Raw genomic sequence first — 24163 nt, 5'->3', positions numbered from 1 at the left:
CCGTCGCGCTCGGGACGCCGCGGGCCTAGCCCCAGAGCTTGTCGTCGCGCGTCGGCAGCACGCGGCCGCAGATGGCGCAGATCTTCACCCGCGCGCCGGTCGTGGCGTGCCGGCCGTCCGCGTAGTTGTGATCGCACTCGTCGAGGAGCTTGGCCTCTTCCGCGCGCAGCGCGGCGAGCATGCCCTCGTGCTTGGCGATCTCGGCCCGCAGCTCGTCGCGGCGGGCCAGCCGTTCCGTCTGAGTCACGGCGTGCCTCCGATAGGGTGAAGGGCGAGTGTACGCCAGCGGGGTAGCCGGCGACATGCGGCCAAATGGACCTCGGCGCTGGACCCCGGCGCTGCACGCAAGGGTTGCGTGAGGGCTCCACCTCGCGCGGAGCCTGCGCGCGGGCGCACGCTCGCCTGGCGCACCTCGGTGGACAGCTCGCGACCAGAACGAGCGTACGTGCCCGTCACGAGGAGGGTGCGACATCTGCGACCTCCTGAGCGCCCACAACGCCTCACCCCTTCGGGGCACAACGGTTGCTAGCAGTGAAGCTCCCCGCGCGTCCGGACCGTCGTCCTGCGCGCCTCGCCGCCCGGAGAGTCGATGGCCCACCCGAAGCGCCTGATCCTCTGCGTCGCCCTCGCCGTTCTCGCCGCCACCGGCTGCGACGGCGCGGCCCGCCCCGTCGACGGCCAGCCCGGCTCGGGCGAGGGCTGCACGACCTGCCACGGCGACGCGACGCGCGTGACGGACTCACCGCTCGTGAAGGCCGCGCCGGCGACCGGCGCCCACCTCGCCCACCTGCAGGGCTCCACGTTCCGTGATCCCATCGCCTGCGCCGAGTGCCACCCGGTGACGACCAGCGCCGCGCACTCGAACCAGACCGTGGACTTCGCCTGGGGACCGCTCGCCAGCGCGCGGGGCGCGACGCCGTCGTACGACCCGGCGAGCGGCACCTGCACCAACGCGTGCCACGGGGCGGCGCCCTCGCCGGCCTGGACGGCGGACGTGACGCTCGACTGCACGAGCTGCCACGGTCACCCGCCGGCCTCCGCGCCGCACGATCCCTCGAAGCAGGACTGCTCCGCCTGCCATCCGGGCACCGTCCTCGCGACGGGCGAGCTCAACCGCGAGGCGAAGCTCCACCTCGACGGCGAGATCGAGGCGGGCGGGATGCATCCGACCGGCTGGAGCGATCCGGCCCGGCACGGGCAGGCCGCGATGACGGGGCTCGCCGGCTGCGCCGCCTGCCACGGCGCGGACTACGCGGGCGGGACGAGCGGCATCTCCTGCACCGCGTGCCACGCCGCCGCCGGCCACGCGGGCTGGGCGACGGAGTGCACCTTCTGTCACGGCGACCGCGCGAGCGGACGCGCGTCGCCCCCCGTGGACACCCACGGGCTCTCCCTCGTCACGAACGTCTCGGTCGGCGCCCACGACGCGCACGTGGGGGCGACGCTCTCGAGCCCGGTGGCCTGCGAGGCGTGCCACCCCTCGCGGGTGGGGAGCGACGTCCGGACCGACGCGGCGCACGTGGACGGTGACGGCGTCGCCGAGGTTCAGTTCGGCGCGCTCGCGAAGACGGGCGGCAAGACGCCCGTGTACTCGCGGGCGAGCGCGACGAGCGCGAGCTGCGCGTCCACGTACTGCCACGGCAACTTCAGCGGCGGCACGGTCGCCACGACGAGCTGGACGAGCACGACGCCGATGACCTGCACCTCCTGTCACGGCAGCCCGCCCGATACCGGAAAGCACACGTTCCACGTCGGCGGCTTGGGACTCCAGTGCGCCAACTGCCACGCGAGCGTGGTGGACGCGGCGAGGGCGATCACGGCCCCGGCGCTCCACGTGAACGGCACGAAGGAGGTCCAGTTCGGGGGAACCTGGGGCACGGTCTCGGTCAAGGGAACCTGGTCCTCCGCCTCGCGCTCCTGCTCGAGCCTCGCCACGGGATGTCACGGTCAGAAGAGCTGGTAGTCCTCGGCAGGTGAACGGACCGCCGCGCCCCGGGGTGAATCCAGGGCGCGGCGGTCCCGTGAGCACGCGACACGGAAGAGCGACGCCGTCTGGGTACATCGGCGTATACTCTTGCGCGCGGTCAACGAGGTTCGTCCGCGCCCGCGGCATCCTCCGGCAATCCGCCGGGCCAATCGCGCCCGCGACTCGCTCTCCCGAGGTTCGACACACATGGTCAACCCGCGCTTCGCCCTGCTCGCCCTCACCGCGAGCGGCATCATGCTCGCCGCTTGCGACGACGCCCGGACGCTCGAGGCCCGCGAGGAGGGCGCGACCGCCGGGACGTGTGCCGCGTGCCACGGCTTCCCGCCGCCCGCGCCGCACCCCCAGTCCCAGAGCTGCTTCGTCTGCCACCCGCAGACGGTCGACGCGAACAGCGACATCATCCCCGGCGGCGCGCACCAGAACGGGCGGGTCGACCCGGCCGACGTGAGCTTCGGGCACCCCGCGAACTACCTCGCGGAGCACAGCAGCGACGCGATCCGCGACATCCGCCGCTGCGCCGAGTGCCACGGCGCGAGCTACGACGGCGGCTTCGCGCAGGTGTCCTGCAACGGGTGCCACGGCGTGATCGGCTTCGCGAGGTGGCAGTCGAACTGCACGTTCTGTCACGGCACGCGTGACACGGCCTTCACGCTCGACCGCCTCGCCGAGGCCGCGCCGCCCGGAAGCGTCGCCGGCGCCACCGCCACCACCGACCCCGGCGTCGGCGCGCACCAGAAGCACCTCGGGAACGGCAGCGTCCTCTCGAACGGCTTCCAGTGCCAGACCTGCCATCCGGTGGGAGGCAGCCTCGACCACCTGACGGGCAAGGCGGAGGTGACGTTCGAGTTCCTCCCGCTCGCCTCTGCCGGCGGCGCCACGCCCGCGTTCACGAAGGGGACGCAGACCTGCAGCGTCTACTGCCACGGCGCGACGCTCGCGGGCGGCACCGCGACGTCGCCTCGCTGGACGCAGGCGCTCACCTCCTGCGACTCCTGCCACGGCATCCCGCCGGCGTCGGGCTACCACGCGACCCACGCCGCGAAGGTGACCTGCGCGGAGTGTCACGTCGGCTACACCAACACCTCCGTGGACAAGGACACGCACGTGAACGGGGTGCGCGACGTGAACGAGGTCATCATCGGCGCCGACCTGTCGCACACGGTCGTGGCCGACGCTCGCGTGCAGGGCTGGAACTGCGCCGCCTGCCATCCTTGACGCGCGTCCTCGCGCGCGCCTGACGAGGGCCGGGGGAGACCCCGGCCCTCTCCTTTTCCCCAAGCCGGTACGCACCCTCGCGACGGGCCGCGCCGCCGTACGCCGTCCCGCGTCGGCCGGGTCGCGCACGGACGTGCGATGGCATCGGCGTCTGGGATGGCTCGCCCAGCCCCAGCCGAGACGAGATCAGCCCCCCGGCGCGGCGCTCCCCTCGGGACCCCCCGCGCGCGGCGCTGCCGCCCCCGGCTGAACGGTCCCATCTTGCGGGTCGTGCAGGCCTCGCGGCGCGACCGGCTCGCTCCCCTGACCGGGCTCCGCTTCGCCGCGGCTCTCGGCATCCTCCTCTACCACTATGGCGCCCCGCTCGTGGCGGGGCTCCCGGCGTGGGTGGAGCGCGTCCGGGTCGGCGGACACGTCTGGGTCGGGCTCTTCTACGTGCTCTCGGGATTCGTGCTCGCCTGGGCCCATCCGCTGCCGATGGCGCCCGCCGAGCGGCGGACGTTCTACGTGGCGCGCTTCGCCCGGCTCTACCCCGCCTACCTGCTCGCGTTCCTGCTCATCGCGCCGTTCGCGCTCGAGCGCTGGCAGGGGGGCGGCCCCGTGGCGCTCGCCAAGGCGGCGACGGTCGCGACGGCGTGCCTCCTGCTCGCGCAGGCCTGGGCGACCCCCATCGCCCGGCTCTGGAACCCGCCGGGCTGGTCCACCTCGGTCGTGGCGGCGTTCTACGCGGCGTTCCCGTTCGTGGCGGCGCGGCTCTCGCGCCTGTCGCGCCGCGGCCTCGCGCTCGCGGCGCTCGGCGCCTGGACGGCGAGCCTCGCCTTCCCGCTCCTCTACCTCGCGCTGCGGCCCGACGGTCAGGTCGAGCCGGCCACGCTCACCTGGGAGGAGCCGCTCTGGCTGGAGGCGCTGAAGTTCCACCCCGTCGCTCGCGCCGGCGAGTTCGGCGTCGGCGTCGCGCTCGGCCTGCTCCACCACCGCGGGGTGGGCCTCGGGCGGCTCGGGGGCGCGGCGGCCGCCGCTGCGCTCGGCGCCGTGATCGTCCTCCTCGCGTGGGGCGGCGCGCCCTACGTGCTCGTGCACAACGGGCTGGCGGTGCCGCTCTTCGCGATCGCGCTGCTGGGGCTCGCGGCCGGCGGGAGCGGCCCGGCGCGCGTCCTCGCGTCGCCCGCGGCACGCTCCCTCGGCGACGCGAGCTTCGCGCTGTACGCGCTGCAGGAGCCGCTCTGGCGGTGGGCGCGCCGGCTCGTACCGGAGGATCCGGGCGCGGCACCGAGCGCCGCGTTCGTGCTCGGGTTCGCGGGGTTCGCGATCGCCGTGTCGATCATCGTGTCGCGCTCGCTCGAGCGCCCGGCGCGGCACGCGCTGCGAGCGCTGCTCGGTGGCGAGCGCGCCGGGACGCGGGCTCCGCCCGCCGAGGTGTCGGGGCTCGCGCCGGCTGAACGGCGCTAGAGTCCCCGGGGTGCCGCGCACCTAGGCGGGGCCACCGGGGCCCTGCTCGCGCGCGGACGCGTCGGCCCGGTCGCTGCCTGCGCGCCGGCCGGGGAGCCCGACCACGCCGCCCGCGAAGCCGAAGAAGAGCGCGGCCGTCCAGACGCTCGAGGTGAGCGGGCACGTCCCGGTGTTGCAGCCGATGAAGTAGGCGTACGCGGCGCCTGCCGCGGCGCCCACGGCCGCGCCACCGGCGGTCCGCCAGTGGGCGCGCGCGATGGCTCGGGCGTTCATCGCTCGTGAGAGCCCCGGAGTCGAGGAGCGGTTCGCCGCGAGCGGGCGGGCGGGTGCACGGCGGGCGGCTCTGCACGGGGATGCGACGGCGTTCTGCTTGACCGCGGGGCGGGCGGGCCTTTTCGTAGGGGCTCCGATGAACCGCGCCCTCCTCGCCTCGCTCACGCTCCTCGCCCTGGCGCTCTCCGCGTGCCGCTCCGCCGACGTCCGGCCCGCCGCCGCGCCGGGATCGCCGCCCGCGTGGGAGGCCGACAACCCGGTCCGGCCGCTGCCGGCGCCTCCGCTCGGGAGCCCGGCGGACTTCTCGACGGTGCCGTGGGTCACCCCGCAGAAGGTCCGGCTCGGGCGCTGGCTCTTCTACGACCGGCGCCTCAGCGCGGACGGCACGATCTCCTGCGCCACCTGCCACCGGCCGGAGCACGCGTTCTCGGAGCCCACCGCGGTCTCGACCGGCATCCGCGGCCAGCAGGGCCGCCGCAAGTCGCCGCCGATCCTGAACGCCGCGTGGCCCGTGTACCCGCGCTACTTCTGGGACGGGCGGGCCGCGACCCTGGCGGAGCAGGCGCAGGGGCCGCTCGCGAACCCGGTCGAGATGGGCAACACGCTCGACCACGTGGTGCTCACCGTCTCGCGCGTCCCCGGCTACGCGCCGTACTTCCGCGAGGCGTTCGGCGATCCGCGCATCGACGTCGCGCGCGTGAGCGAGGCGATCGCCGCCTACGAGGCCACGCGGCTCTCGGGGAACTCCGCCTACGACCGCTTCGCCGCCGGGGACGAGGCGGCGCTCTCGCCGGAGGCGCGGCGCGGGATGGAGCTCTTCTTCGGCCGCGCGCAGTGCGCGCAGTGCCACCTCGGCCCGAACCTCTCCGACTCGCAGTTCCACAACCTCGGCGTCGGCTGGCGCCCGCCCGCGGACGCGGTCCAGCCGCTCCTCGAGGGCTTCGCGGACAAGGGCCGCTACGAGGTCACCCGCGACGTGAAGGACGTGGGTGCGTTCAAGACACCCACCCTGCGCGACTGCTCGAGGCACGCGCCCTACATGCACGACGGGTCGATGGCGACGCTGGAGGAGGCCGTGCTGCACTACTGGCGCGGCGGGTTCGCGAACCCGTGGCTCTCGGAGCGCATCGTGCCGGTGCCGATGACGCGGGCCGAGCTCTCCGCGCTCGTCGCGTTCCTGCGGGCGCTCGACGGCGAGGGCTACGCCGACGTCGCGCCGGGGGTCTTCCCGCAGTAGCGGCGCCGCGGCAGTCCGGCGAGGCGGTGTCAGACCGGCTTGCCACACTTCGATGCGTGCGGCGCTTCGTGACGCTGGATCTCGAGACTGTCCCCGACGAAGCCCTCGTCGGCGCGGTGGACGGCGAGCCTTCTCGTCCGTACTCCGAGCAGCTCCGCCGCGTGGTCGCCGATCGCCGCGCCCGCACCGGCGGCAGGAGCGACTTCCTCCCCCTGCCCTACCACCGGCCCGTGGCGGGCTGCCTGCTCGAGGCGGTGGAGGACGGCGGGATCGTGCGGGTCGTGGACGTCTCCGCGTGGACGGATCGCCGCGGCGACGAGGCGGCCTTCCTCGCGCGCACCTGGGAGCGGCTCGAGGGCGCCGCGCTCGTCACGTTCCACGGCAAGGGGTTCGATCTCCCCGTGCTCGAGCTCCGCTCGCTCAAGCACTCCGTGCCGACGCCGGCGTGGTTCACCGGCGGGAGACGCTTCGGCGCGGCCGATCACTTCGACCTGAAGGAGCTGCTCGCGGCGCAGGGCTCGGGCGGCGCGGCGCCGCTCGACCTGTACGCGAAGCTCGTCGGCCTGCCGGGCAAGGAGGACGTGGCCGGCGCGGACGTGCAGGCGCTCTATGCGGCGGGCGCGCTCGATCGCATCGCGGCGTACTGCATGACCGACGTCGTGCAGACGTTCCTCTTGTTCCTGCGGTACCGGCTCGTCGAGGGGTCGCTCACGCCCGACGGCTACGCCGAGAGCGCCGCGCTCGCGCGCACCGCGCTCCCGCCGCTGTTCCTGCGGCGGCTGCCGCTCGGGGAGCAGTCGGCGCTCGACGGTTTCCTGGATCGCTGCGCGGGGTACTTCGGCGAGGGGCCCGATGACGCTCGCCCCCGGATCCCGGCGAGCACGGCGCGAGCGGGCTGAGCTCCCGCTCCACTCGACGGCCGGGAGCGAGCGGGCCAGAGCGCGATCGCGTCGTGCGCCAGGCCCTGCCCGCCGTCGTCTCCGCGGCTCGGCGCTACTTGGGCGAGCGCTTCGCCTTGCGCTTGCGCTTCACCGACAGCGCGCGCTTGCGGGTGGCGGTGGCGCGCTTCGTCTTCGAGCGGTTCGCGACCTTGCGCTTCGAGCGGTTCCCCTTCTGTGCGGGCATGCGTCCCTCCTTTTGAGGCGTGTGAGCGCGGGAGTGTCGCCGCGAGCGTGCGCGCCGTCAACTCCGCGCGGCGGCGCGGGGGAGCGGGCGGCGGCTACTCGAGCCAGTCGCGGTCGCGCAGCTTCCGCGGCAGGTACTCCTCGGTGATGAAGCTGATGCCGCGGCGGGAGAGCGCCTCGAGCTCGAACTTGAGGCCGGAGCGCACCATCTCCTGGATCTCCCGCTGCCACTGCTTCGCCTGGAACCACGGGTAGGCGAGCATCTGCTTCGCGCGGTTGTTGTCGCCGTCGTCCATCCTGATCGCGACGTTCACGGGCAGCTTGTACTTGTCCTTGTCGAACGACGACAGCCCGACGAAGCGGGCGTCCGGCACCGCCATGCGCATCGACTCGTAGGCGAGGTTGATCGAGCCCTGCTTCATGACCGAGTAGATGTAGAAGCCCCACGGATCGTTGTCGACGAGCACGTAGACGGGGAGCTTCAGCTCGGAGTGGAGGCGCTGCACGAGGCGGCGGACGCCGCGCGGCGGCTGGCCTCCGCCCTGCAGGATGATGCACTTCTCCCGCTTCCAGAACTTGTCCTCGTTGAAGCGCGTCCAGACGGCGTCCTTCTCGATGAGGAGGATGTACTTCGCCTCGTGGCGGACGAACTCGATGACGTTCTCCTCCACGATCGAGGGGACCGCCCACCCGCCGGAGCCCATCCGGCGGAGATCGATGGTGTCCCCGGTGTCGCGGATGGTGATGGGGCCGACCATCGAGCCCTTCCGCGAGGCGAACAGGTGCAGCTCCTCGCGGAGCGCGTCGAGCGCGACCTCGAGGTCCTCGATGATCGGGTCGGACTCGTCCTGCTCCTCGAAGGTGTTCTGCTTCGTGTCGCCGATGGTGTGCTTGGTGATGTAGTAGAGGTCGCGGATGCTCGTCGTCTTGCCGCCCTCGATGAGCTCCTTGCAGGCGTCCGACACGAGGAACGTCTGCATGAACTTCTTCGCCATCGCGACGTTGAAGAAGTAGCGCTTCTGGCGCTGCGACCCGAGCTCGATGAGCCGCCGCTTCTCGTTGAACTTCACGTTCGCGAGCGAGCGGATGGGGATCTCGACGAAGGGGTTCTTGCCGCCCTTGACCGAGCGGACGACCGTCTCGGCGAGCTTCTCGATCTTCTGGGCGGTCTGCTTGGAGACGGCGTCGAGCCTGGCCATGGTCGTTCCTTACTCGTCCTCGTTCTCGGCCCGGCGCGGGCGCTTCGTGAGCTTCTTCGACTGCTCCTCGAGCGCCGCGTCCACCTCCGCGAGCTCCGCCTCCGTGACCCGGTCGGCGAGCCGCAGGAACTCGCGCTTGATGGGCTCCGGGCTCTTGCCGGTGATCTTGCCGATCGCCTGCGCGACCTCCTGGATGTAGAGCTCGAAGATGCCGCGGCGCTGCGCCTGGTAGTCCGCGTGCTGCTTCTTGCGGATGTGCGCGGCGAGCTTGCGGCCGCACTCCTGCGCCGCGAGCTGGATCTCCCGCATGATCTCCGGGTAGTGCGCGACGGCCTCCTTCGCCTCGCTCGTGAACGGCACCCACACCGACGCGATGTGGACGAGGAGCGCCATGGGGCCGACCGGGAGCGAGCCCTTCGGCTGCGAGAGCAGGTAGTTCCGCCAGTCGGTCTTGACGATGGCCTCGGTCGTGCCGCACGCGCCGCGCTGGAAGAGCAGCGGCACGCGGTTCGCGAACCGGAAGAGCTCGATGGGCTTGTCCGCCGGCCAGGAGCCGCCGTAGGCGAGCCCGACCTCCACCTGGAACGGGTTGCCGCGGTAGACCTTGGGCGGCCGCGTCACCGTCGCGATGAAGTAGTTGTGCCCCTTGATCTTCTCGACGCCCTCCTCGGGCGGCGCGTCGGGCACCTCCGGCGCGGCGGCCTTCGCCGCCTTCTCCTTCCGGGAGGCCTTCTTCTTCGTGGCCTGGTCGAGGTCGAGCTGCTCGTCCGCCTCGGGCCCCTCCGTCTCGACCACGTTCAGGAACGAGATGAGCCCGCGCTTCATGAGCTCGTCGCCGATGGGCGACAGGCAGTTCGTCGGCGGATTCATGATCTTGGTCGCGCCGATGGCCCGGTGGAGCTTCTCCGCGAGCGTTCGGTCCTCGCCGAGGTCGCGCGGGCGCACGCGCCCCTTGAACGCCGCGCGCTTCACGATCTCGTCCGCGACCTGACCCGAGACGCGCGAGAAGCCGCTCTGCAGGAACCCGCGCACGTCGCGCGCCTTCGACTCGGCCGCCATCAGCATGAGCGCCCCCAGCTCGACGCCGTGCGGGTGCGGCTTGATCTCCACCGCCTCCTTGGGGAGCTCCTCGGTCGCGCGCGGGAACGTGAGGAGCTGCTGGCGCGGGCGCAGGTAGTGCACGGTCGCGTGCGGGTTCGAGAGCGCGGTGTGCTCGACGTAGCGGTTCACGAACCGCTGGCCGGCCTGCCAGTTCGCGACGATCTCGAGCTCGACGCGGGTGCCGTGCTCCTGGTGCCACTCGTCGAGCTGGCGGTCCTCGGTGACGACCGGGTTGTTCTTCCGCGTGTCGATCTGGATCTCGAAGAAGTGCGCCGGCTTCCCCTTGCCGGTGCGCGACGTGACGCGGATCGGTCGGCCGGTGGTGAGCTGGCCGTACATCGCCGCGGCGCTGATGCCGATGCCCTGCTGGCCGCGAGACTGCTTCAGCCGGTGGAACTTCGAGCCGTAGAGGAGCTTGCCGAAGATCTTCGGCGCCTGCGCCTTCACGATGCCGGGGCCGTTGTCCTCGATGACGACCACGAAGCGGCCCTCGCCCTTCGTGAGCTCGGCCTTCGGTGCGGGGGGAACGGCACCCCCCGCGCGCTTCGGGGCGGGCTCCTCCGCTTCGGTGCTCTCGAGCCCGAGGTCGCGGACCTCGATCGTGATCTCGGGGAGGATCCCGGCCTCCTCGCAGGCGTCGAGGGAGTTGTCGACCGCCTCCTTGATCGTCGTGAGGAGCGCCTTCGAGGGGTTGTCGAAGCCGAGGAGGTGGCGGTTCTTCGTGAAGAACTCGGAGATCGAGATCTCGCGCTGCTTCGACGCCATCTGCTCGGCGGTGGCCCGCCGGCGAGGCGCCTTGGGCGCCTCGGGCGCCTCCTCCGCCTCGGCCGCAGGCTCGATCGCCGGCAGGAGCTCCGGCTCGGGCTCCGGCCGGGCTCGCGCCCTGCGCGGAGCGGCCGCGGGCGCGGCCTTCGTCGTCCTCGCGCCCCCACGCCGGGCGGGCGCCGGCTCGACCTGGACGAGCTCGAGCTGCGCCTTCTCGACCCTCGCCGCGGGCCGCCCCTTCCCCTTCGCCGCTGTCGCCTTCCGAGATGCCATGACCGGGCTAACCTCGCGATATCGCCTGGGCCGGCTTTAGCACGGGAGCCCCACGGGCGCGAGAAAGCATCGACGCGGCGGGCCTCCGCCCGCCCGCCGCGTTTGACGCGGCCGCCCGGGTGGTTACCTACTCTCCATATGGCCTGGAACGAAGCGACGACGCCGCGCGGAATGAACCGACCGACGGGCGGATTCGGCCGCAACTACCTGAAGACCGCCATGCTGATGGCCTTCCTCATCGCGATCCTCGCGATCGGCGGCCAGATGGTGGGCGGCACGGGCGGGATGCTCCTCTTCGGGGCGATCGGCCTGGTGTTCAACTTCCTCTCCTACTGGTTCTCCGACCGGATCGCGCTCATGGCGCACCGCGCCCGGCCGGTCACGCGAGAGCAGCTCCCGGACGTCTACGAGATCGTGGAGCGGCTCACGCGCAAGGCGGGCATCCCGATGCCGGCCGTCTACGTGATCCCGTCGCCTACCCCGAACGCGTTCGCGACCGGGAGGAACCCGAGCCACTCTGCGGTCGCCGTGACCGAGGGCATCCTGAGCATCCTCGACCGCCGCCAGCTCGAGGGCGTGCTCGCGCACGAGCTGTCGCACGTGCGCAACCGGGACGTGCTCATCGCCACCATCGCCGCGGCGGTGGCGGGCCTCATCGCCTCCCTCGGCCACATGATCCAGTGGGGCGCGATCCTGGGCGGCTTCGGCGGCCGCTCCGACGACGACCGCGGCGGCAACGTCTTCGCCGCGCTCGCCTGGGCGCTGCTCGCGCCGATCATCGCGATGATCGTGCAGCTCGCGGTGTCGCGCTCGCGGGAGTTCGGCGCGGACGCCTCCGGAGCGGAGCTCACCGGCGACCCCGACGCGCTCGCCGACGCCCTCCTCTCCCTGGAGCGCGGCAACGAGGTGCGGCCCTACGCCTACGGCGGCCCCGCCACCGCGCACCTGTTCATCGTGAACCCGTTCCGCGGCGCGGGCGGCAAGATGCTCCAGCTCTTCTCCACGCACCCGCCCATCGAGGCGCGCGTGGAGAGGCTGCGCCAGATGCGGCGCGGCGTCCGTTATGCCTAGCCGCCGGCCGGCAGCCCCCCGCTAGAAGGCACAGCTCGTCGACCCGCTCGCGACGACGTCGAGCCTCCTCGAGATGGTGGTGTTCGTCGCCGGGTTGTAGACGAGGATCTCGTAGGTCCCGACCTGCGAGGGCGCGGCGAAGGTGCAGTTGATCGCGTTGAGGTCACAGCCGGGCGGGCACGAGTTCGCGTTCTCGCAGGCCTCCACCACCGGGTCGAGCTGGATGGTCCCGCTCGAGGTCGCCTGCGACAGGTCCACGTCACAGCTCGCGGCGCTCTGATTGCACGTCGGGCAGAGCCGGAGCGGCACCGACACCGTCGAGCCGGGCGTGGCGGTGCAGCCCGCGACCGCGTCCACCCGCGGCGTCTCGGTGGGGCACTTCTCGCCGCAGGCGGAGAGCCCGACGGCGGCGGCGCAGGCGCCGATGGCGATGATGCGTCGAAGCGTCATGTCCCGTTCCTCCCTGGGCTCGGCCGTCACGGCTCGAGCACGATCTTCCCGAACTGCGCCCGCTCGGAGAGGAGCGCGTGTCCCTTCACGGCGTCCGCGAGCGCGAGGGTCCGGTCCACCACGGGCCGGAGCTTCCCCTCGCCCACGAAGCGAAGCACCTGCACGAGCTCGGCCGCGGTCCCCATCGTGGAGCCCAGGATGGAGAGCTGCCGGAAGAACACGTGGCGGAGGTCGGTGAGCGGGTCGTACCCGGTCGTCGCCCCCACGGTCACGATCCTGCCCCCGATCCCGGCGGAGAGGATCGACTTTTCCCACGTCTTCTTGCCCACGTGCTCGAACACGACCTCCACGCCCCGCCTGTCGGTGAGCCGCCTCACCTCCTGGACGAAGTCCTGGGTCTCGTAATTCACCACCTCGTCCGCGCCGAGCTCCTTCGCGCGCCGCAGCTTCTCGTCCGAGCCCGCCGTCGCGATGACGCGCGCCCCGTGGAGCTTCGCGATCTGCACCGCCGCGACGCCCACGCCCGAGCCTGCGGCGTGCACGAGCACGGTCTCCCCGAGCCTCACCTGCGCCCGCGCGACGAGCGCGTGCCAGGCGGTCATGAAGGTGAGCGGGACCGCGGCGGCCTCCACGAACGAGAGGTTCTCGGGCTTCGGGAGGACGTTCCGCGCGGGCAGGAGGAACTTCTCGGCCATCCCGCCCGACACGTGCTCGCCCAGGATCGCGAAGCGGCGGCAGAGGTTCTCGTGGCCGGCGAGGCAGCGTTCGCAGTGCCCGCAGCCCAGGCTCGGGTTCACGACCACCGCGTCGCCTGCCTTCACGCCCTCGACGCCGGGGCCGACCGCCTCCACGACGCCCGCCACGTCGGACCCGAGCACGTGCGGGAACGCGAGCTTCAGGCCCTGCCAGCCCTTGCGCACCCAGATGTCGAGGTGGTTGAGCGCCGCCGCCTTCACCGCCAGCACCACCTGCCCCGGCCCCGGGGTCGGGTCCGGCAGCTCGACGAGCTTCACCACCTCCGGGCCGCCGTGCTCGCGGATCGCGATCGCCTTCATGTCGTCGTCCTCGGGGGTGTCAGGGTGGGGGCTGCCCGCGCAGGAAGCGGCTCGCGCAGATCTTGGCGTCGATCGCGCTGCCGCTCGACGTCCATGCCGGATCCTGCCGCATCACCCGCGCCTCGCACACGAGCCAGCACCCGAGCGGCCCGCAGAGGCCCGGGTCGTTGGGATACCAGTAGTAGAGCACCTGACACTGCGGGTCTGCGGCGCTCGAGGCGGCGCAGGTGTCGTTGCCGCCCATCGGCGCGAGCGCCGCGTTGCAGAGCGGGCCGACGACGACGGGGTAGCTGCCGCTCCGTACGTCGAAGGCCTGGTTCGAGTCGCGGAGGGTCGCCCCGGCCCCGACGAGTCCCCTGCAGTCCGCCGCGATGCGATCGAACGCGCGCTCCTCGCGGCCCGAGCCGCACGCCGCGGCGACGAGGACGAGCACGAGGGCGAGGGGCCGGCGCGGAAGCATCTCCACACGATTACACGGCTCACGCACGGGTGCCACGCGCCCGTGGGGGCAGGCGAGCGGCGGTGGGTCCGGGTGGGGATCCCGCCCCCTCGTGCTCCCCCCGCGCGCTACATTCGCCGCGTGATCGTCCGCATCGACGTCGTCCCGATCGTCCTCGAGATGCGCCGCGTGATCGTCGCCGAGATCGTCGGCGGCTACCACGGCCAGGCCCAGCTCGGCCGGTGGTGGCTCCCGTCCGGCCTGCTCGGCGAGGACGAGCAGCCCGGCGACGCCGCCCGCCGCATCGTCAAGGCGCACCTGGGCCTCGAGCTCGAGGGCGCCGTCGTGGTGGGCACGCGATCCGCGCCGGTGGGCGACGCGCGCCACCTCGCGCTCGCCGTGGCGGGCGCCGTGACGGGCGGCGAGCCCGCGCTCGGCCCGACCGTCTCCGGGTTCGCCGCGCGGACGCTGCCCGAGCTGCCCGACCAGGTGGGCTTCTGGCATCGGGACGACGTCGCCGTGCTCGTGGCGCGCTACGAGAAGCTGCGCGCCTGAACGCCGGGCGGTAGCAGACCGCGCGCCGGCTCGCCCGCGCGTCGCCCTGCGAAGGGCATGGCGCCCTCGGACCGGGAGCGGATCATCCGCCCAGGAGGTCGCGATGCCCGTCTACGAGTTCTTCTGCCGCAAGTGCCAGAAGCCGTTCACCGAGGTGATGCACGTGTCGGAGCACGAGGCCGGCGTCGCCGAGTGCCCGGAGTGCCACAGCAAGGCCGACGTCGAGAAGCGGCTCTCCACGTTCACCGCGGTGACGAGCCGGAAGTCCGCCGGGCTGTGAGGGGCGCCGTGACGTCGCGGTGACCAAGCGTGAAGCTCCGCGAATCGTCCTCGCTTCAGCGCTCGACCAGCCGGAGCGGCTCACCCTCCGGCACGTGCCTCATCGCGGCGGAGTTCATGCAGTAGCGGAGCCCCGTCGGCGGAGGGCCATCGGGGAAGACGTGGCCGAGGTGCCCCTCGCAGCGCGCGCAGCGGACCTCGGTGCGCACCATGCCGTAAGAGCGGTCCTCGACCTCGGTGAGCGCGTCGTCGGCCACCGGCCGCGTGAACGACGGCCAGCCCGTCCCGGACTCGAACTTCTCGCCCGAGCGGAAGAGCGGATTCCCGCAGGCGGCGCACACGTACGTGCCGGGGTCCTTCGTGCCCAGGAAGCAGCCCGTGAACGGCCGCTCCGTGCCGTGGTGCCGGAGCACCTGGTACTCCTCGGGCGAGAGCCGCCTCTTCCACTCCTCGTCGCTCAGGAGAAGCTTGCCGGGCATGCGGTCGGACCTCCAGGGGCGCTTCCGCGCCCGGCGGTCATAACGGCGCGCCCGCGCGCCTGCCCCCGCGCGCGCATTGCCCGCCCGCCCGGGGACCGCTAGGAAAGCCGTCGGAGAACCCCCGAATGAAGATCCCCCTCCTCGCGATGCTGCTCGGCTCCGCCGCCCTGAAGGTCGGCGACAAGGCCCCCGACTTCACCCTGCCCGACACCGAGGGCCTACCGGTCAGCCTGTCGAAGCTGCTCGAGAAGGGACCGGTGATCCTGGCCTTCTACCCGAAGGCCTTCACGCCCGGCTGCACGAAGCAGAACGCGAACTTCCGCGATCGCTACGGGGACGTCTCCGCGAAGGGCGCCCAGGTCGTCGGCATCTCGACCGACGACGTCGAGACGCAGCGCAGGTTCAAGGCGGAGATGAAGCTGCCCTACCCGCTCCTCTCGGACGCGGGCGGCAAGGTGGCGAAGCAGTATGCCGGGACCATGGCGGTCATCGGCGTCGCGAACCGCGCCAACTTCGTCATCGGGCAGGACGGCACCGTGAAGGAGATCGTGGAGGGCGGCGACGCCGTCGACCCGACCGCCGCCATCGCGGCCTGTCCGCTCAGGAAGGGGACGTGATGAAGCTCCTCGACGTGCTGGTCCGCGACCTCCGCCGCCGCCTCCTCGGCATCTCGCCCGAGGAGATCCGCTACACCTTCGAGGACGTGCGCTCGGAGATCCGCTCCGTACGCGCGGAGCTGAAGCAGGAGATCGAGGCCGTCCGCAAGGACATCGACTCGCTGCCTTCGCGCCAGGACCGCCCGGCCGGACCCGAGATCCCCGTCGCCGAGGCGTGACGAGCGCCGTTCGCGCAGCACCGTCGCGAGCTGCACGGGGCCCGTGGACTACAGCTCCGGCTCCTCGACGAGGACCCGCCGCACCGTCGCCGGCTCGCCGCCGGCGTCCACGGCCGCACCGCACGTCCAGTGCGCGCGGCGCAGGTAGCCGAGGCCGATGCGCCCCTCGGGCGTGTCCGCGGCGCTCGTCACGACGCCGACCTCCTGGCCCGCGGCGGTGAGCCTCGTGCCGGGGCCGGCGCCCGCCGGCAAGGCGAGCTGCACGAGGCCGCGCTGGAGGTGGCCGCGGGCGGTCGCGCGGAGCACGACCTCCTGGCCGATGTAGCAGCCCTTCGTGAACGAGATCGCCGCGCGCGTGAGCCCGGCCTCCATCGGCAGGCGCGTCGAGTCCACGTCGGCGCCGAACCGGGGGACGCCGCCCAGGATGCGGAGCGCCTCGAGGTCGGAGTCCTCGAGCGCCACCGCGCCCTCCGCGACGAGCTCCGCGCGCAGCGCCTCGGCCTCCTGCGGCGGGAGGATCACGTCGACGCCGGGCGTGCCGCGCCGATCGTGCGCGAGCCGCTGCGCTCCCGGCGCGCGCCCCTCGACCCGGCGCGCCGCCTCCGGCCCGAGCACCGGCACGACGCGCAGCGCCGACGAGAGGTCCTCGAACACGACCTCGTCCATGATGACGAGCCGCTCGAGGTGGGCGAGCGCGTCGGGGAGCGCCTGCGGGGCGAGGTCGAGGAGGAGCCCCTCCTCCTGCGCGAGCACGTGCCCCTCCGCGAGGAGGTGGCCCTTCGCGTTGAGGAACGTGGAGTACGCGGACTCGCCCGGCCGTAGCCGGTTCAGGTCCTGCGTGGACATCCGGTGCAGGTAGTCCTTCGCGTCCTTGCCGGTCGCGCGCACGAGCGCGCGCGCCTCGACCGGCCCGACCGCCCACGTCTCGCGGGCCGCCCGGAGCTTCTCTGAGAGCGTCGTCACGCCCGAACGAATAGCGTCCCGGGGGGCGGCGCTCAAGGCCGAGTCCCGTCGCGCCCGCGGAGCGGCCTTCGCGAAGCCGGGCCTCGCAACCCTCCCCGGGCGGGCGGACGCGGCGCTCAGCGCGAGGCGAGGGCCACCGGCGTGAAGGCGCCGACGCTCGCGACGAGCGGTCCGCCCTGCGGGCTCTCGAAGCGGATCGGCACGCTCACGCGGCGCGTGACCGGGACGCCGGCGAGGTCCGTCGCGGGGGTCCAGGTGCAGCGCGAGAGCGCGCCGCGGAACTGCGTGTCGAGCGCCTCGCGCCCGGCGCGCGCGTCCGACGTGACGCCCTCGATCTTCCCGTCGTGCGTCACGGTGAAGTCGAGCGTGGTCTGGTCCGGCAGGAAGGCCACGAGCCCCCTCGGGATGCGCACCTCGTCGGCGAGACAGCCCGGGCGCTGCTCCACGGGGCGAGACAGCGAGATCTGCGGCGCCGCGGCGGCCACTCCCGAGTACAGCAACGCCGCGAGCGCGAGCTTCGGTGAGAGCGTCATGTTCCTTCCCTCCTGCAGTACCCGACGCTCTGCCGCGGGCCATGTGACACGGCGACTCGGGTTCCCTCGGGGCGGTGTCGCGCGGCGGCTCGCCCGCGCACGGTCAGGAGGACGCCCGCGAGCACATCGGAGGCTCGACCATCCGGCCGCCGCGGGCCGCACGCCGCTCACCCGCCGAGCGCCTCGAGCGCCCAGCGCGCCGCCGCGCGGACGCCCTCGTGCGGGCTCGAGAGCCACGCCCGGACGGCCCCGAGGCGGCGCGGGTCGCCCTCACGCCCGGCGGCGAGGAGCGCGTTCCGCACGAGGCCGTCGTGGCGGGCGCGCGCGAGGGAGGTGCCGTAGAAGCGGCGACGGTACTCCTCCTCGGTGAGCGCGAGGAGGTCGTCGATCGCGAGCGCGGCCTGCTCCGGCCGCGGCGCGAGGTCCGGGTCCACCGCCGGCTGCGCGTGGCGGTTCCACGGGCACACCGTCTGGCACGCGTCGCAGCCGAACACCCAGCGCCCGAACTGCCCGGCCAGCGCGTCGGGGATCGCGCCGCGGCGCTCGATGGTCCAGAACGAGATGCAGCGGCGCGCGTCCACGAGCCCGGGCTGCGGGATCGCCTCCGTGGGACAGGCCGGGAGGCACGCCTCGCAGGTGCCGCAGCGCTCCGGGTGCGGCGGGTCGGGCGCGAGCTCACGATCGAGGATCACCGTGGCGAGCAGCACCCAGCTCCCGTGCCGCTCGGTGATGAGGCAGCCGTTCTTGCCGACCCAGCCGATCCCGGCCCGCTCCGCCCAGGCCTTCTCCATCACGGGCGCGACGTCACTCGCGGCGAACGCGCGCACGTCGGGATCGGCCGCGCGCAGCTCCGCGACGAGGTGCTTGAGCTTCTTCTTCATGACGGCGTGGTAGTCGCGGCCGCGCGCGTAGCGTGCCACCTCCCCCGCCCCCGGCGGCGGCTCGGCGCCTGCGCCGTCGTAGCCGAGCGCGAGCGCGACGACGCTCCGTGCGCCGGGCAGCAGGCGCGACGGGTCGAGCCGCTCCTCCCGCTGCGTCCCGAGCCACGCCATGTCGGCCTCGCCCCCCATGGCGAGCAGCCGGTCGAGCGGCCCCGGATCGAGCCGCTCCGCGCGCGCGATCCCGCAGGCGGCGAAGCCGCAGCGGCGGGCGGCCTCCTTCACCGCGGCTGCATCGAGGGGAGCGCTCACGCGGGTCCTTCTTAGCCCGTTCACGGCGCGGATTCGACAGCCGCGCGGCCGCCTCCGCGATCGGCACCTCGACGGCGCGGCCCGCCCGAACCTGGCCGCCCCTGCTCCTCCCGTTAGTACGCTCGGCATGAGCTCCGTGCGCCCGGGCCACGCCCTCCCGCTCCTCGCCGTCCTCCTCGCCGTGCCGCTCGCGGCGCGCGGCGCGCGCCCGCCCGGGGATGCTGCGCGCGGGGCGACGCTCTTCCGGGAGCGCTGCGCGCTCTGCCACGGCGAGGGCGGCGGGCGGGGACCCGACCTCGAAGGCGTCGTCGGGCGCCGCGCGGGCTCCGCGCCCGGGTTCGGGTTCTCGCACGGGCTGCGAGACGCAGGCGCGCGCGGGCTCACCTGGAGCGCGCGCACCCTGGACCGGTACCTCGCCGCGCCGGGAAAGCTCGTCGGCGGGACGACCATGTCGCTCGCGACGCCGGGCGCGCGCGACCGGCGCGACCTCGTGGCGTACCTCGCGACCCTCTCGGCTCGCCGCGAACGGGCCGCGCCCTCCGCGGAGTCCGCCTCGGGCGCGCCCGCGCCAGCGCCTCCGGACGCGGGCGCCGGTCGGACGCCGCAGGCGGCGCCGAGCGGCGACTGGCGCGGCGACGCGCCCGGCGTCCGCCATCGCCTCACGGCCGACCGCCTGCCGCGCCCGAACGCGACCCCGTCGGCGCGCCGGCCGCCCCGCGTCGTCGATCCGCCCCGGGACGCGCGCCTGCGGGCACCGTCCGGCTTCGCCGTGGAGCGGTTCGCGGAGGGGCTCGAGGGCCCGCGCCTCCTGCGCGTCGCGCCGAACGGCGACCTGTTCGTGGCGGAGACCGCCGCGGGCCGCGTGCGGGTCATACGCGCGGCGCAGGGCGCGGCGCGGCCGGAGCGCGTCGAGGTGTTCGCGTCGGATCTCGACGGTCCCTTCGGGATCGCCTTCCACCCTCCCGGCGCGGAGCCGCGCTGGGTGTACGTCGCGACCGAGAACGCGGTCGTGCGGTTCCCGTACCGGAGCGGCGACCTCACGGCGCGCGGCCGGCCGGAGACCATCGTGCCGCGCCTCGCGGACACGGACGGCGGGCACACGACGCGCGACGTCGCGTTCTCGCCGGACGGGCGGCGCATGTTCGTGTCCGTGGGGTCGGCGTCGAACGTCGCGGAGGACCTCCCGAGAAAGACGCCGGAGGCGCTCCGCGCGTGGGAGGCGGAGCACGGGCTCGGCGCCGCGTGGGGAGAGGAGACGTGGCGCGCCGACGTGCTCGCCTTCGACGCGGAAGGCCGGAACCGGCGGCCTTTCGCGACCGGGCTGCGCAACTGCGTCGGCCTCGCCGTCCACCCGCGCACCGGGGATCTCTGGTGCACGGTGAACGAGCGGGACGGCCTCGGCGACGACCTCGTGCCCGACTACGTGACGCGCGTCCGCGAGGGCGCCTTCTACGGCTGGCCCTGGCTGTACCTCGGCCAGAACGAGGACCCGCGCCACCGCGGCGCGCGCCCCGACCTGGCGAGCAAGGCGACGGTGCCCGACGTCCTGCTCCAGGCGCACTCCGCGGCGCTCGGGCTCGCGTTCTACGAGGCGCCGCAGGGCGCGGCGGCGCGCTTCCCGGACGCGTGGACGGGAGACGCCTTCGTCGCGCTCCACGGTTCGTGGAACCGCCGCGAGCGCACCGGCTACAAGGTCGTGCGAATGCCGATCCGGGACGGCGTGCCGGCCGGCGAGTACGAGGACTTCCTCACCGGCTTCGTCGTGGACGACGCGCGCGTGTGGGGCAGGCCCGTCGGCGTGGCGGTCGCGCGGGACGGCGCGCTCCTCGTCAGCGAGGACGGGAACGGGACCATCTGGCGGATCGTCCACGTCGGGGCGCGGTGAGGGCGCGCGCCGATCAACCCTGGGTGTGGCCGAAAACTGGCGATATCGATCGGCGGCCCTACGATTCGTGGATATGGCTCGACGGCTGGCGCTTCATGCGTGGGACGGTCTGCCGAACACGGCAGAGCAGGGGAAGGGGTGGGCGCTCGTGCAGGGGGACTGCATCGAGGCGCTCGAGGCGCTGCCGCCGCACTCGGTGGACGTCGTGTTCGCCGATCCGCCCTACATGCTCTCGAACGGCGGGACGACCTGCCAGAGCGGGCGCCGGACGAGCGTGAACAAGGGGGGCTGGGACGCCTCGCGCGGAGTCGTCGAGGATCACGCCTTCCAGACGCGCTGGCTCACCGCCGTGCGCCGCGTCCTCAAGCCCAGCGGCACGCTGTGGGTCTCGGGCACGCAGCACGTGATCTTCTCGATCGGCTTCGCGATGCAGGAGATCGGCTACCACCTGCTCAACACCATCACCTGGTACAAGCCGAACGCCTCGCCGAACCTCGCCTGCCGCTTCTTCACCCACTCCACCGAGATCCTCCTCTGGGCGAGCCCGATGAAGACGCGCCCGCTCGGCCACCGCTTCAACTACAAGGCCATGAAGGCGGAGAACGGCGGCAAGCAGATGCGGGACCTCTGGCAGATGCCGCAGCCCGAGGGCGAGCAGGTCGTCTGGAGCGTCCCCACGCCGGGCCCGCGCGAGAAGGTGCACGGCCGCCACCCGACGCAGAAGCCGCTCACGCTCCTCGAGCGCGTGCTCGCCTCGAGCGCCGCGCCCGGCGATCTGGTCCTCGATCCGTTCTCGGGCTCGGGCACCACGGGCGTCGCCGCGGTCCAGGCGGGTTGCCGCTTTCTCGGCCTGGAGCGCGACCCGACCTACATCGACCTGGCGGCCCGGCGAATGCGCGCTGCCCAGCTCGACCCGGAATGAGGTAGACTGCGCGCCCCTCGCGGTCTCGACGCAGGTTTCCTTCCAGTGGATAAATTGTCGCCCGTGACGCCTTCCGCGGTAGAGGCCCTCGCTCCGCTCCTGGGGCTCGTCGCGTTCCTGTTCTCCACGCTCGTCTACTACTCGATCAAGGCGGCGATCTTCGGGCGCAAGCGCGAGGCCTACATCGAGAACCGCGAGCGAACGATCCTCGCGAAGCTCTTCCAGGAGTGGTGGATCTGGCTCTGGACGCCGATCGAGCGGTTCTGCCTGCGGCTGCGGATCTCCCCCGACGCGATCACCACCGCGGCCACGGTCGTCGTGGCCGTCTCCGCGGTGCTCATCGCGTTCGGCCACTTCTCCCTGGGCGGCTGGGTCTTCCTCTTCGGCTCGAGCTTCGACTTCATCGACGGGCGCGTCGCGCGGGCGACCGGCCGGGTGAGCCGGGCCGGCGCGTTCCTCGACTCCACGCTCGATCGGGTCGGAGAGCTGTTCTTCTTCGGGGGCCTCGCGGTCGCCTACCGGGACTCCTGGGTGCTCTTCGCCGCGCTGCTCGCCGCGGGCGCCTCGACCGTCGTCTCGTACGCGCGGGCGCGCGGCGAGGCGGTGAACGCCGGCGACATGGTCAAGGTGGGCGGGATGCAGCGGCCGGAGCGGATCGTGCTCACCGGCATTCCGTGCGCGCTCACGCCGATCTTCGACCTCTCCTTCGGCGCCGGCGCCGGCCGGACGGTCGTCTCGCTGGCCCTCGCGGTGCTCGCGGTGCTCACCACGCTCACCGCCATCCGCCGGACGTGGTCCATCTACCACGCGCTGCGCGTGCAGGACCCCACCCCCGCGAAGCCGCCCTTCCGGCTGGCCGACGTGTTCGGCCTCGAGAGCGCTCGCCGCAAGAAGGCTGCGCGGTAGCCCCCCCGCCTCGCTGACGGCCGTCGCCGCGCGGCGTCGTTAAGATCGGACTGCACGAGTCGGCGCCGCCCGCAGGCGCGCCGCTCGCACGTTCGATGCGCCCGACCTCCGATTTCACACCCTTGGATGCCCGCTGCGCGGCGATTGCCGCTCCCCGGGTCGCATGGTAGGAGGGGAAGCCGTGAGAGGCCCGCCCCCCCGCCACCCCGACGAGCAGCGCGAGCAGCTCCCCGCCGTGGAGGGCGTGATCGCCGACGCCGCCGAGCTCCAGCCCGGCAACCGCGTGGTCTACCCGAACCAGGGGGTCTGCGAGGTCGTGGGGGTCGAGGAGAAGGACATCGCCGGGCAGAAGCTGCAGCTCGTGCGGATGCGGCGCGAGGAGGACGGCGCCGCGGTCCTCGTCCCGAAGAACAAGGTCCCGTCCATCGGGCTTCGCCGCGTCGCCACGGGCGAGCAGATCGAGGGCGTCTTTCACTTCCTGGCCGCGCAGTTCGAGGACCCCGAGCTCGACTGGAAGGTCCGCCATCGGGACAACGCGGACCGGCTCATCGCCGGCGGCGTGCTCGGCGTGGCCGAGGTGGTGAAGGGGCTCCACTCGCTCTCGCGCATCCGCCCCCTGCCCGCCAAGGAGCGCGAGCAGTACGACAACGCGCGCCACCTGCTCGTGCACGAGGTCGCCGTCTCGCTCGGCGTCCCGCCCGCGCTCGCGGAGGACTACATCGACTACGCCCTCATGCCGCCGGCGGGGGTGAAGTTCGACCTGAAGCCGCCGCCCACGCCGGTCCTGCTGCCGTCGCGCCCGAAGCGCCGCCGCCCTGCGACGACCGAGGAGGAAGGCATCGAGGATCTCGGGCTCGGCGATCTCGGGCTCGGGGACCTCGACCTCGGCGAGGCGCTCGCCGCCGTCCCGGAGGGCGAGGCCGCCGAGGGCGAAGGCGCCGAGGGTGCCGAGGGCGCGGAGGGCGAAGCCGAAGGCGAGGCGCCCGCGGAGAGCGCCGCTGAAGGGGCCGAGGCAACGCCGGAGGCCGAGGAGACCGAGGAGGAGCCCGCGCCGAGGAAGGCGCGCAAGGCGGCGGCGCCCAAGGTGCCCGCGCCGAAGGCCGAGAAGCGCGAGGCGAAGCACGCCGCCGCGAAGGAGCCGCGCCGGAAGGCGGAGAAGCCGGCCAAGGTCGAGAAGCCCTCGAAGAAGCCCGCCGCCCGGAAGGCCGCCGCGCCGGCGAAGAAGGCGGAGAAGCCGGCGGCGAAGAAGACGGCCCCGAAGCCCGCGGCGAAGCGCGGAGGGAAGAAGAAGTGATCCGCGTCGTCACGCTCGAGAAGATCGACCCCGCCGACATGGCGTTTCTCACGGCCACGCTCTACCGGGCCTTCGGCCTCGGCACCGAGCACGCCGGGGATCGCCCCGTGCCGCGCGACGCCGAGATGGACGACGGCCGGCTCGACGCCGTGAGGTTCCTGCAGGACGTGGCGCCGGTCAGGACCTTCGCCGACGACAAGGTGCTGTACATCACCAGCGCCCCGCTCGCGCTCCCGCCCGGCCCGCTCGGCGAGCCCCCGTGCTGGGGGTTCTCCCAGTACGGCGGTGAGCGCGCGGTGATCACCACCTCCAAGCTGCCCGAGCGCGGCGTCACCGAGGCGTCCATCGAGACGTGGCGCCGTCGGCTCGCCCGCGAGGCCATCCACGCCATCGGGCACCTCTGGGACCTGCACCACTGCTACGACGCGAAGTGCGCGATGCACCCGTCGTGGTCGCCCGCGCTGCCGGCGAACCCCGAGATGGATCTCGACACGTTCTGCCGCGAGAAGAGCGAGCGCCGCATCCGCCTCGCGAAGACGTAGCCCAGCGCCAGCGTGACCCCGGACCCGAACACGCCGGGCAGCGGCGGCGCCGGCCTCGCGCGCCGCCTCGCGCGCGCCGGCGTGCAGAGCGCCGCGCGGAGCCTCGCCGCGCTCTCCGCTCGGCTCCGCGCCTTCGGCGCCC

At 73.4% G+C, this 24163-nt stretch carries 27 protein-coding genes; 15 read left to right on the top strand and 12 right to left on the bottom strand.

The window, feature by feature from the left end; genetic code table 11:
* Positions 1-25: 25 nt before the first annotated feature.
* Entirely contained in the window at positions 26-247 is a 222-nt protein-coding gene (locus MNZ39_RS08740; protein ID WP_242337444.1) for a hypothetical protein, read from the bottom strand.
* 342 nt (positions 248-589) lie between these two features.
* On the opposite strand from MNZ39_RS08740, the gene MNZ39_RS08735 reads away from it, so the two are divergent.
* The 3 genes from MNZ39_RS08735 to MNZ39_RS08725 all read left to right on the top strand — a co-directional run bounded on the left by MNZ39_RS08735 (position 590) and on the right by MNZ39_RS08725 (position 4651).
* Positions 590-1963, top strand: coding sequence for a CxxxxCH/CxxCH domain-containing protein (locus MNZ39_RS08735; protein WP_242337442.1), 1374 nt, complete (start codon positions 590-592; stop codon positions 1961-1963).
* Between the two features lie 210 nt (positions 1964-2173).
* On the top strand, positions 2174-3202 hold the full coding sequence (locus MNZ39_RS08730; RefSeq protein ID WP_242337440.1) for a CxxxxCH/CxxCH domain-containing protein: 1029 nt from the start codon (positions 2174-2176) through the stop codon (positions 3200-3202).
* A 270-nt stretch (positions 3203-3472) separates the two neighbouring features.
* Positions 3473-4651 (top strand): acyltransferase, encoded by a 1179-nt coding sequence (locus MNZ39_RS08725; RefSeq protein ID WP_242337483.1) that lies wholly within the window; start codon positions 3473-3475, stop codon positions 4649-4651.
* 21 nt (positions 4652-4672) lie between these two features.
* Here the strand turns inward: MNZ39_RS08725 and MNZ39_RS08720 are convergent, their stop codons facing one another.
* Positions 4673-4924 carry a DUF6132 family protein gene (locus tag MNZ39_RS08720; protein ID WP_242337438.1) on the bottom strand — a complete coding sequence of 84 codons (252 nt, stop codon included), beginning with the start codon at positions 4922-4924 and terminating at the stop codon, positions 4673-4675.
* A 136-nt stretch (positions 4925-5060) separates the two neighbouring features.
* On the opposite strand from MNZ39_RS08720, the gene MNZ39_RS08715 reads away from it, so the two are divergent.
* Positions 5061-6161, top strand: coding sequence for a cytochrome-c peroxidase (locus tag MNZ39_RS08715; RefSeq protein WP_242337436.1), 1101 nt, complete (start codon positions 5061-5063; stop codon positions 6159-6161).
* 56 nt (positions 6162-6217) lie between these two features.
* Entirely contained in the window at positions 6218-7060 is an 843-nt protein-coding gene (locus tag MNZ39_RS08710) for a 3'-5' exonuclease (protein ID WP_242337434.1), read from the top strand.
* 94 nt (positions 7061-7154) lie between these two features.
* Here MNZ39_RS08710 and MNZ39_RS24355 read toward each other — a convergent pair whose 3' ends face one another.
* The 3 genes from MNZ39_RS24355 to MNZ39_RS08700 form a co-directional block, all read right to left on the bottom strand.
* A complete protein-coding gene (locus MNZ39_RS24355; protein WP_255821210.1) occupies positions 7155-7286 on the bottom strand; it encodes a hypothetical protein in 132 nt (43 codons plus the stop codon).
* Between the two features lie 94 nt (positions 7287-7380).
* Positions 7381-8484, bottom strand: coding sequence for a DNA topoisomerase IV subunit A (locus MNZ39_RS08705; RefSeq protein ID WP_242337432.1), 1104 nt, complete (start codon positions 8482-8484; stop codon positions 7381-7383).
* A gap of 9 nt (positions 8485-8493) precedes the next feature.
* Entirely contained in the window at positions 8494-10623 is a 2130-nt protein-coding gene (locus MNZ39_RS08700; RefSeq protein WP_242337430.1) for a DNA topoisomerase VI subunit B, read from the bottom strand.
* Positions 10624-10761: 138 nt separating this feature from the next.
* Between MNZ39_RS08700 and MNZ39_RS08695 the strand changes: the two genes are divergently transcribed.
* The gene (locus MNZ39_RS08695; protein WP_242337428.1) at positions 10762-11694 is read left to right on the top strand and encodes a zinc metalloprotease HtpX; all 933 of its coding nucleotides are present in this window, start codon (positions 10762-10764) and stop codon (positions 11692-11694) included.
* A 21-nt stretch (positions 11695-11715) separates the two neighbouring features.
* On the opposite strand, the gene MNZ39_RS08690 is transcribed toward MNZ39_RS08695, so the two are convergent.
* From MNZ39_RS08690 to MNZ39_RS08680, 3 genes are read right to left on the bottom strand one after another with little or no spacing between them, the layout of a single operon-like run.
* Positions 11716-12144: a hypothetical protein gene (locus MNZ39_RS08690; RefSeq protein WP_242337426.1), complete on the bottom strand. Its 429-nt coding sequence runs from the start codon at positions 12142-12144 to the stop codon at positions 11716-11718.
* Between the two features lie 26 nt (positions 12145-12170).
* Entirely contained in the window at positions 12171-13199 is a 1029-nt protein-coding gene (locus MNZ39_RS08685; protein WP_242337424.1) for a zinc-binding dehydrogenase, read from the bottom strand.
* A 19-nt stretch (positions 13200-13218) separates the two neighbouring features.
* The gene (locus tag MNZ39_RS08680; protein ID WP_242337422.1) at positions 13219-13659 is read right to left on the bottom strand and encodes a hypothetical protein; all 441 of its coding nucleotides are present in this window, start codon (positions 13657-13659) and stop codon (positions 13219-13221) included.
* Positions 13660-13779: 120 nt separating this feature from the next.
* On the opposite strand from MNZ39_RS08680, the gene MNZ39_RS08675 reads away from it, so the two are divergent.
* Both MNZ39_RS08675 and MNZ39_RS08670 read left to right on the top strand, forming a co-directional pair.
* Entirely contained in the window at positions 13780-14193 is a 414-nt protein-coding gene (locus MNZ39_RS08675; RefSeq protein WP_242337420.1) for a hypothetical protein, read from the top strand.
* A gap of 103 nt (positions 14194-14296) precedes the next feature.
* On the top strand, positions 14297-14473 hold the full coding sequence (locus tag MNZ39_RS08670; RefSeq protein ID WP_242337419.1) for an FmdB family zinc ribbon protein: 177 nt from the start codon (positions 14297-14299) through the stop codon (positions 14471-14473).
* A 55-nt stretch (positions 14474-14528) separates the two neighbouring features.
* Here MNZ39_RS08670 and msrB read toward each other — a convergent pair whose 3' ends face one another.
* Positions 14529-14951, bottom strand: a complete 423-nt coding sequence (gene msrB, locus MNZ39_RS08665; protein WP_242337417.1) for a peptide-methionine (R)-S-oxide reductase MsrB — start codon at positions 14949-14951, stop codon at positions 14529-14531.
* Between the two features lie 125 nt (positions 14952-15076).
* Between msrB and MNZ39_RS08660 the strand changes: the two genes are divergently transcribed.
* Together MNZ39_RS08660 and MNZ39_RS08655 are read left to right on the top strand one after the other, a co-directional pair.
* Positions 15077-15568 (top strand): peroxiredoxin, encoded by a 492-nt coding sequence (locus MNZ39_RS08660; RefSeq protein WP_242337415.1) that lies wholly within the window; start codon positions 15077-15079, stop codon positions 15566-15568.
* Positions 15568-15786, top strand: coding sequence for a hypothetical protein (locus tag MNZ39_RS08655; RefSeq protein WP_242337413.1), 219 nt, complete (start codon positions 15568-15570; stop codon positions 15784-15786). The genes MNZ39_RS08660 and MNZ39_RS08655 overlap by 1 nt, the downstream gene beginning before the upstream one ends.
* A gap of 48 nt (positions 15787-15834) precedes the next feature.
* Here the strand turns inward: MNZ39_RS08655 and MNZ39_RS08650 are convergent, their stop codons facing one another.
* From MNZ39_RS08650 to queG, 3 genes are all read right to left on the bottom strand, one after another.
* On the bottom strand, positions 15835-16749 hold the full coding sequence (locus MNZ39_RS08650; protein WP_242337411.1) for a folate-binding protein YgfZ: 915 nt from the start codon (positions 16747-16749) through the stop codon (positions 15835-15837).
* A 116-nt stretch (positions 16750-16865) separates the two neighbouring features.
* The gene (locus MNZ39_RS08645; protein ID WP_242337409.1) at positions 16866-17282 is read right to left on the bottom strand and encodes an energy transducer TonB; all 417 of its coding nucleotides are present in this window, start codon (positions 17280-17282) and stop codon (positions 16866-16868) included.
* A gap of 167 nt (positions 17283-17449) precedes the next feature.
* Positions 17450-18472 (bottom strand): tRNA epoxyqueuosine(34) reductase QueG, encoded by a 1023-nt coding sequence (gene queG / locus MNZ39_RS08640; RefSeq protein WP_242337407.1) that lies wholly within the window; start codon positions 18470-18472, stop codon positions 17450-17452.
* Between the two features lie 127 nt (positions 18473-18599).
* Here queG and MNZ39_RS08635 point away from each other — a divergent pair, with 127 nt between their 5' ends.
* From MNZ39_RS08635 to MNZ39_RS08615, 5 genes are all read left to right on the top strand, one after another.
* Positions 18600-20357: a PQQ-dependent sugar dehydrogenase gene (locus MNZ39_RS08635; RefSeq protein ID WP_242337405.1), complete on the top strand. Its 1758-nt coding sequence runs from the start codon at positions 18600-18602 to the stop codon at positions 20355-20357.
* A 73-nt stretch (positions 20358-20430) separates the two neighbouring features.
* Positions 20431-21279 carry a site-specific DNA-methyltransferase gene (locus MNZ39_RS08630; protein ID WP_242337403.1) on the top strand — a complete coding sequence of 283 codons (849 nt, stop codon included), beginning with the start codon at positions 20431-20433 and terminating at the stop codon, positions 21277-21279.
* A gap of 63 nt (positions 21280-21342) precedes the next feature.
* Positions 21343-22185: a CDP-alcohol phosphatidyltransferase family protein gene (locus MNZ39_RS08625; RefSeq protein WP_242337401.1), complete on the top strand. Its 843-nt coding sequence runs from the start codon at positions 21343-21345 to the stop codon at positions 22183-22185.
* A gap of 181 nt (positions 22186-22366) precedes the next feature.
* The gene (locus MNZ39_RS08620) at positions 22367-23479 is read left to right on the top strand and encodes a CarD family transcriptional regulator (RefSeq protein WP_242337399.1); all 1113 of its coding nucleotides are present in this window, start codon (positions 22367-22369) and stop codon (positions 23477-23479) included.
* Positions 23476-24021, top strand: a complete 546-nt coding sequence (locus tag MNZ39_RS08615) for a hypothetical protein (protein ID WP_242337397.1) — start codon at positions 23476-23478, stop codon at positions 24019-24021. The genes MNZ39_RS08620 and MNZ39_RS08615 overlap by 4 nt, the downstream gene beginning before the upstream one ends.
* Positions 24022-24163 lie beyond the last annotated feature (142 nt).

Source organism: Anaeromyxobacter sp. SG66 (assembly GCF_022690805.1).
GTDB lineage: Bacteria > Myxococcota > Myxococcia > Myxococcales > Anaeromyxobacteraceae > Anaeromyxobacter > Anaeromyxobacter soli.
Note: the sequence above shows the minus strand (reverse complement) of the source record. Positions and strands in the feature narration are given on the sequence as shown.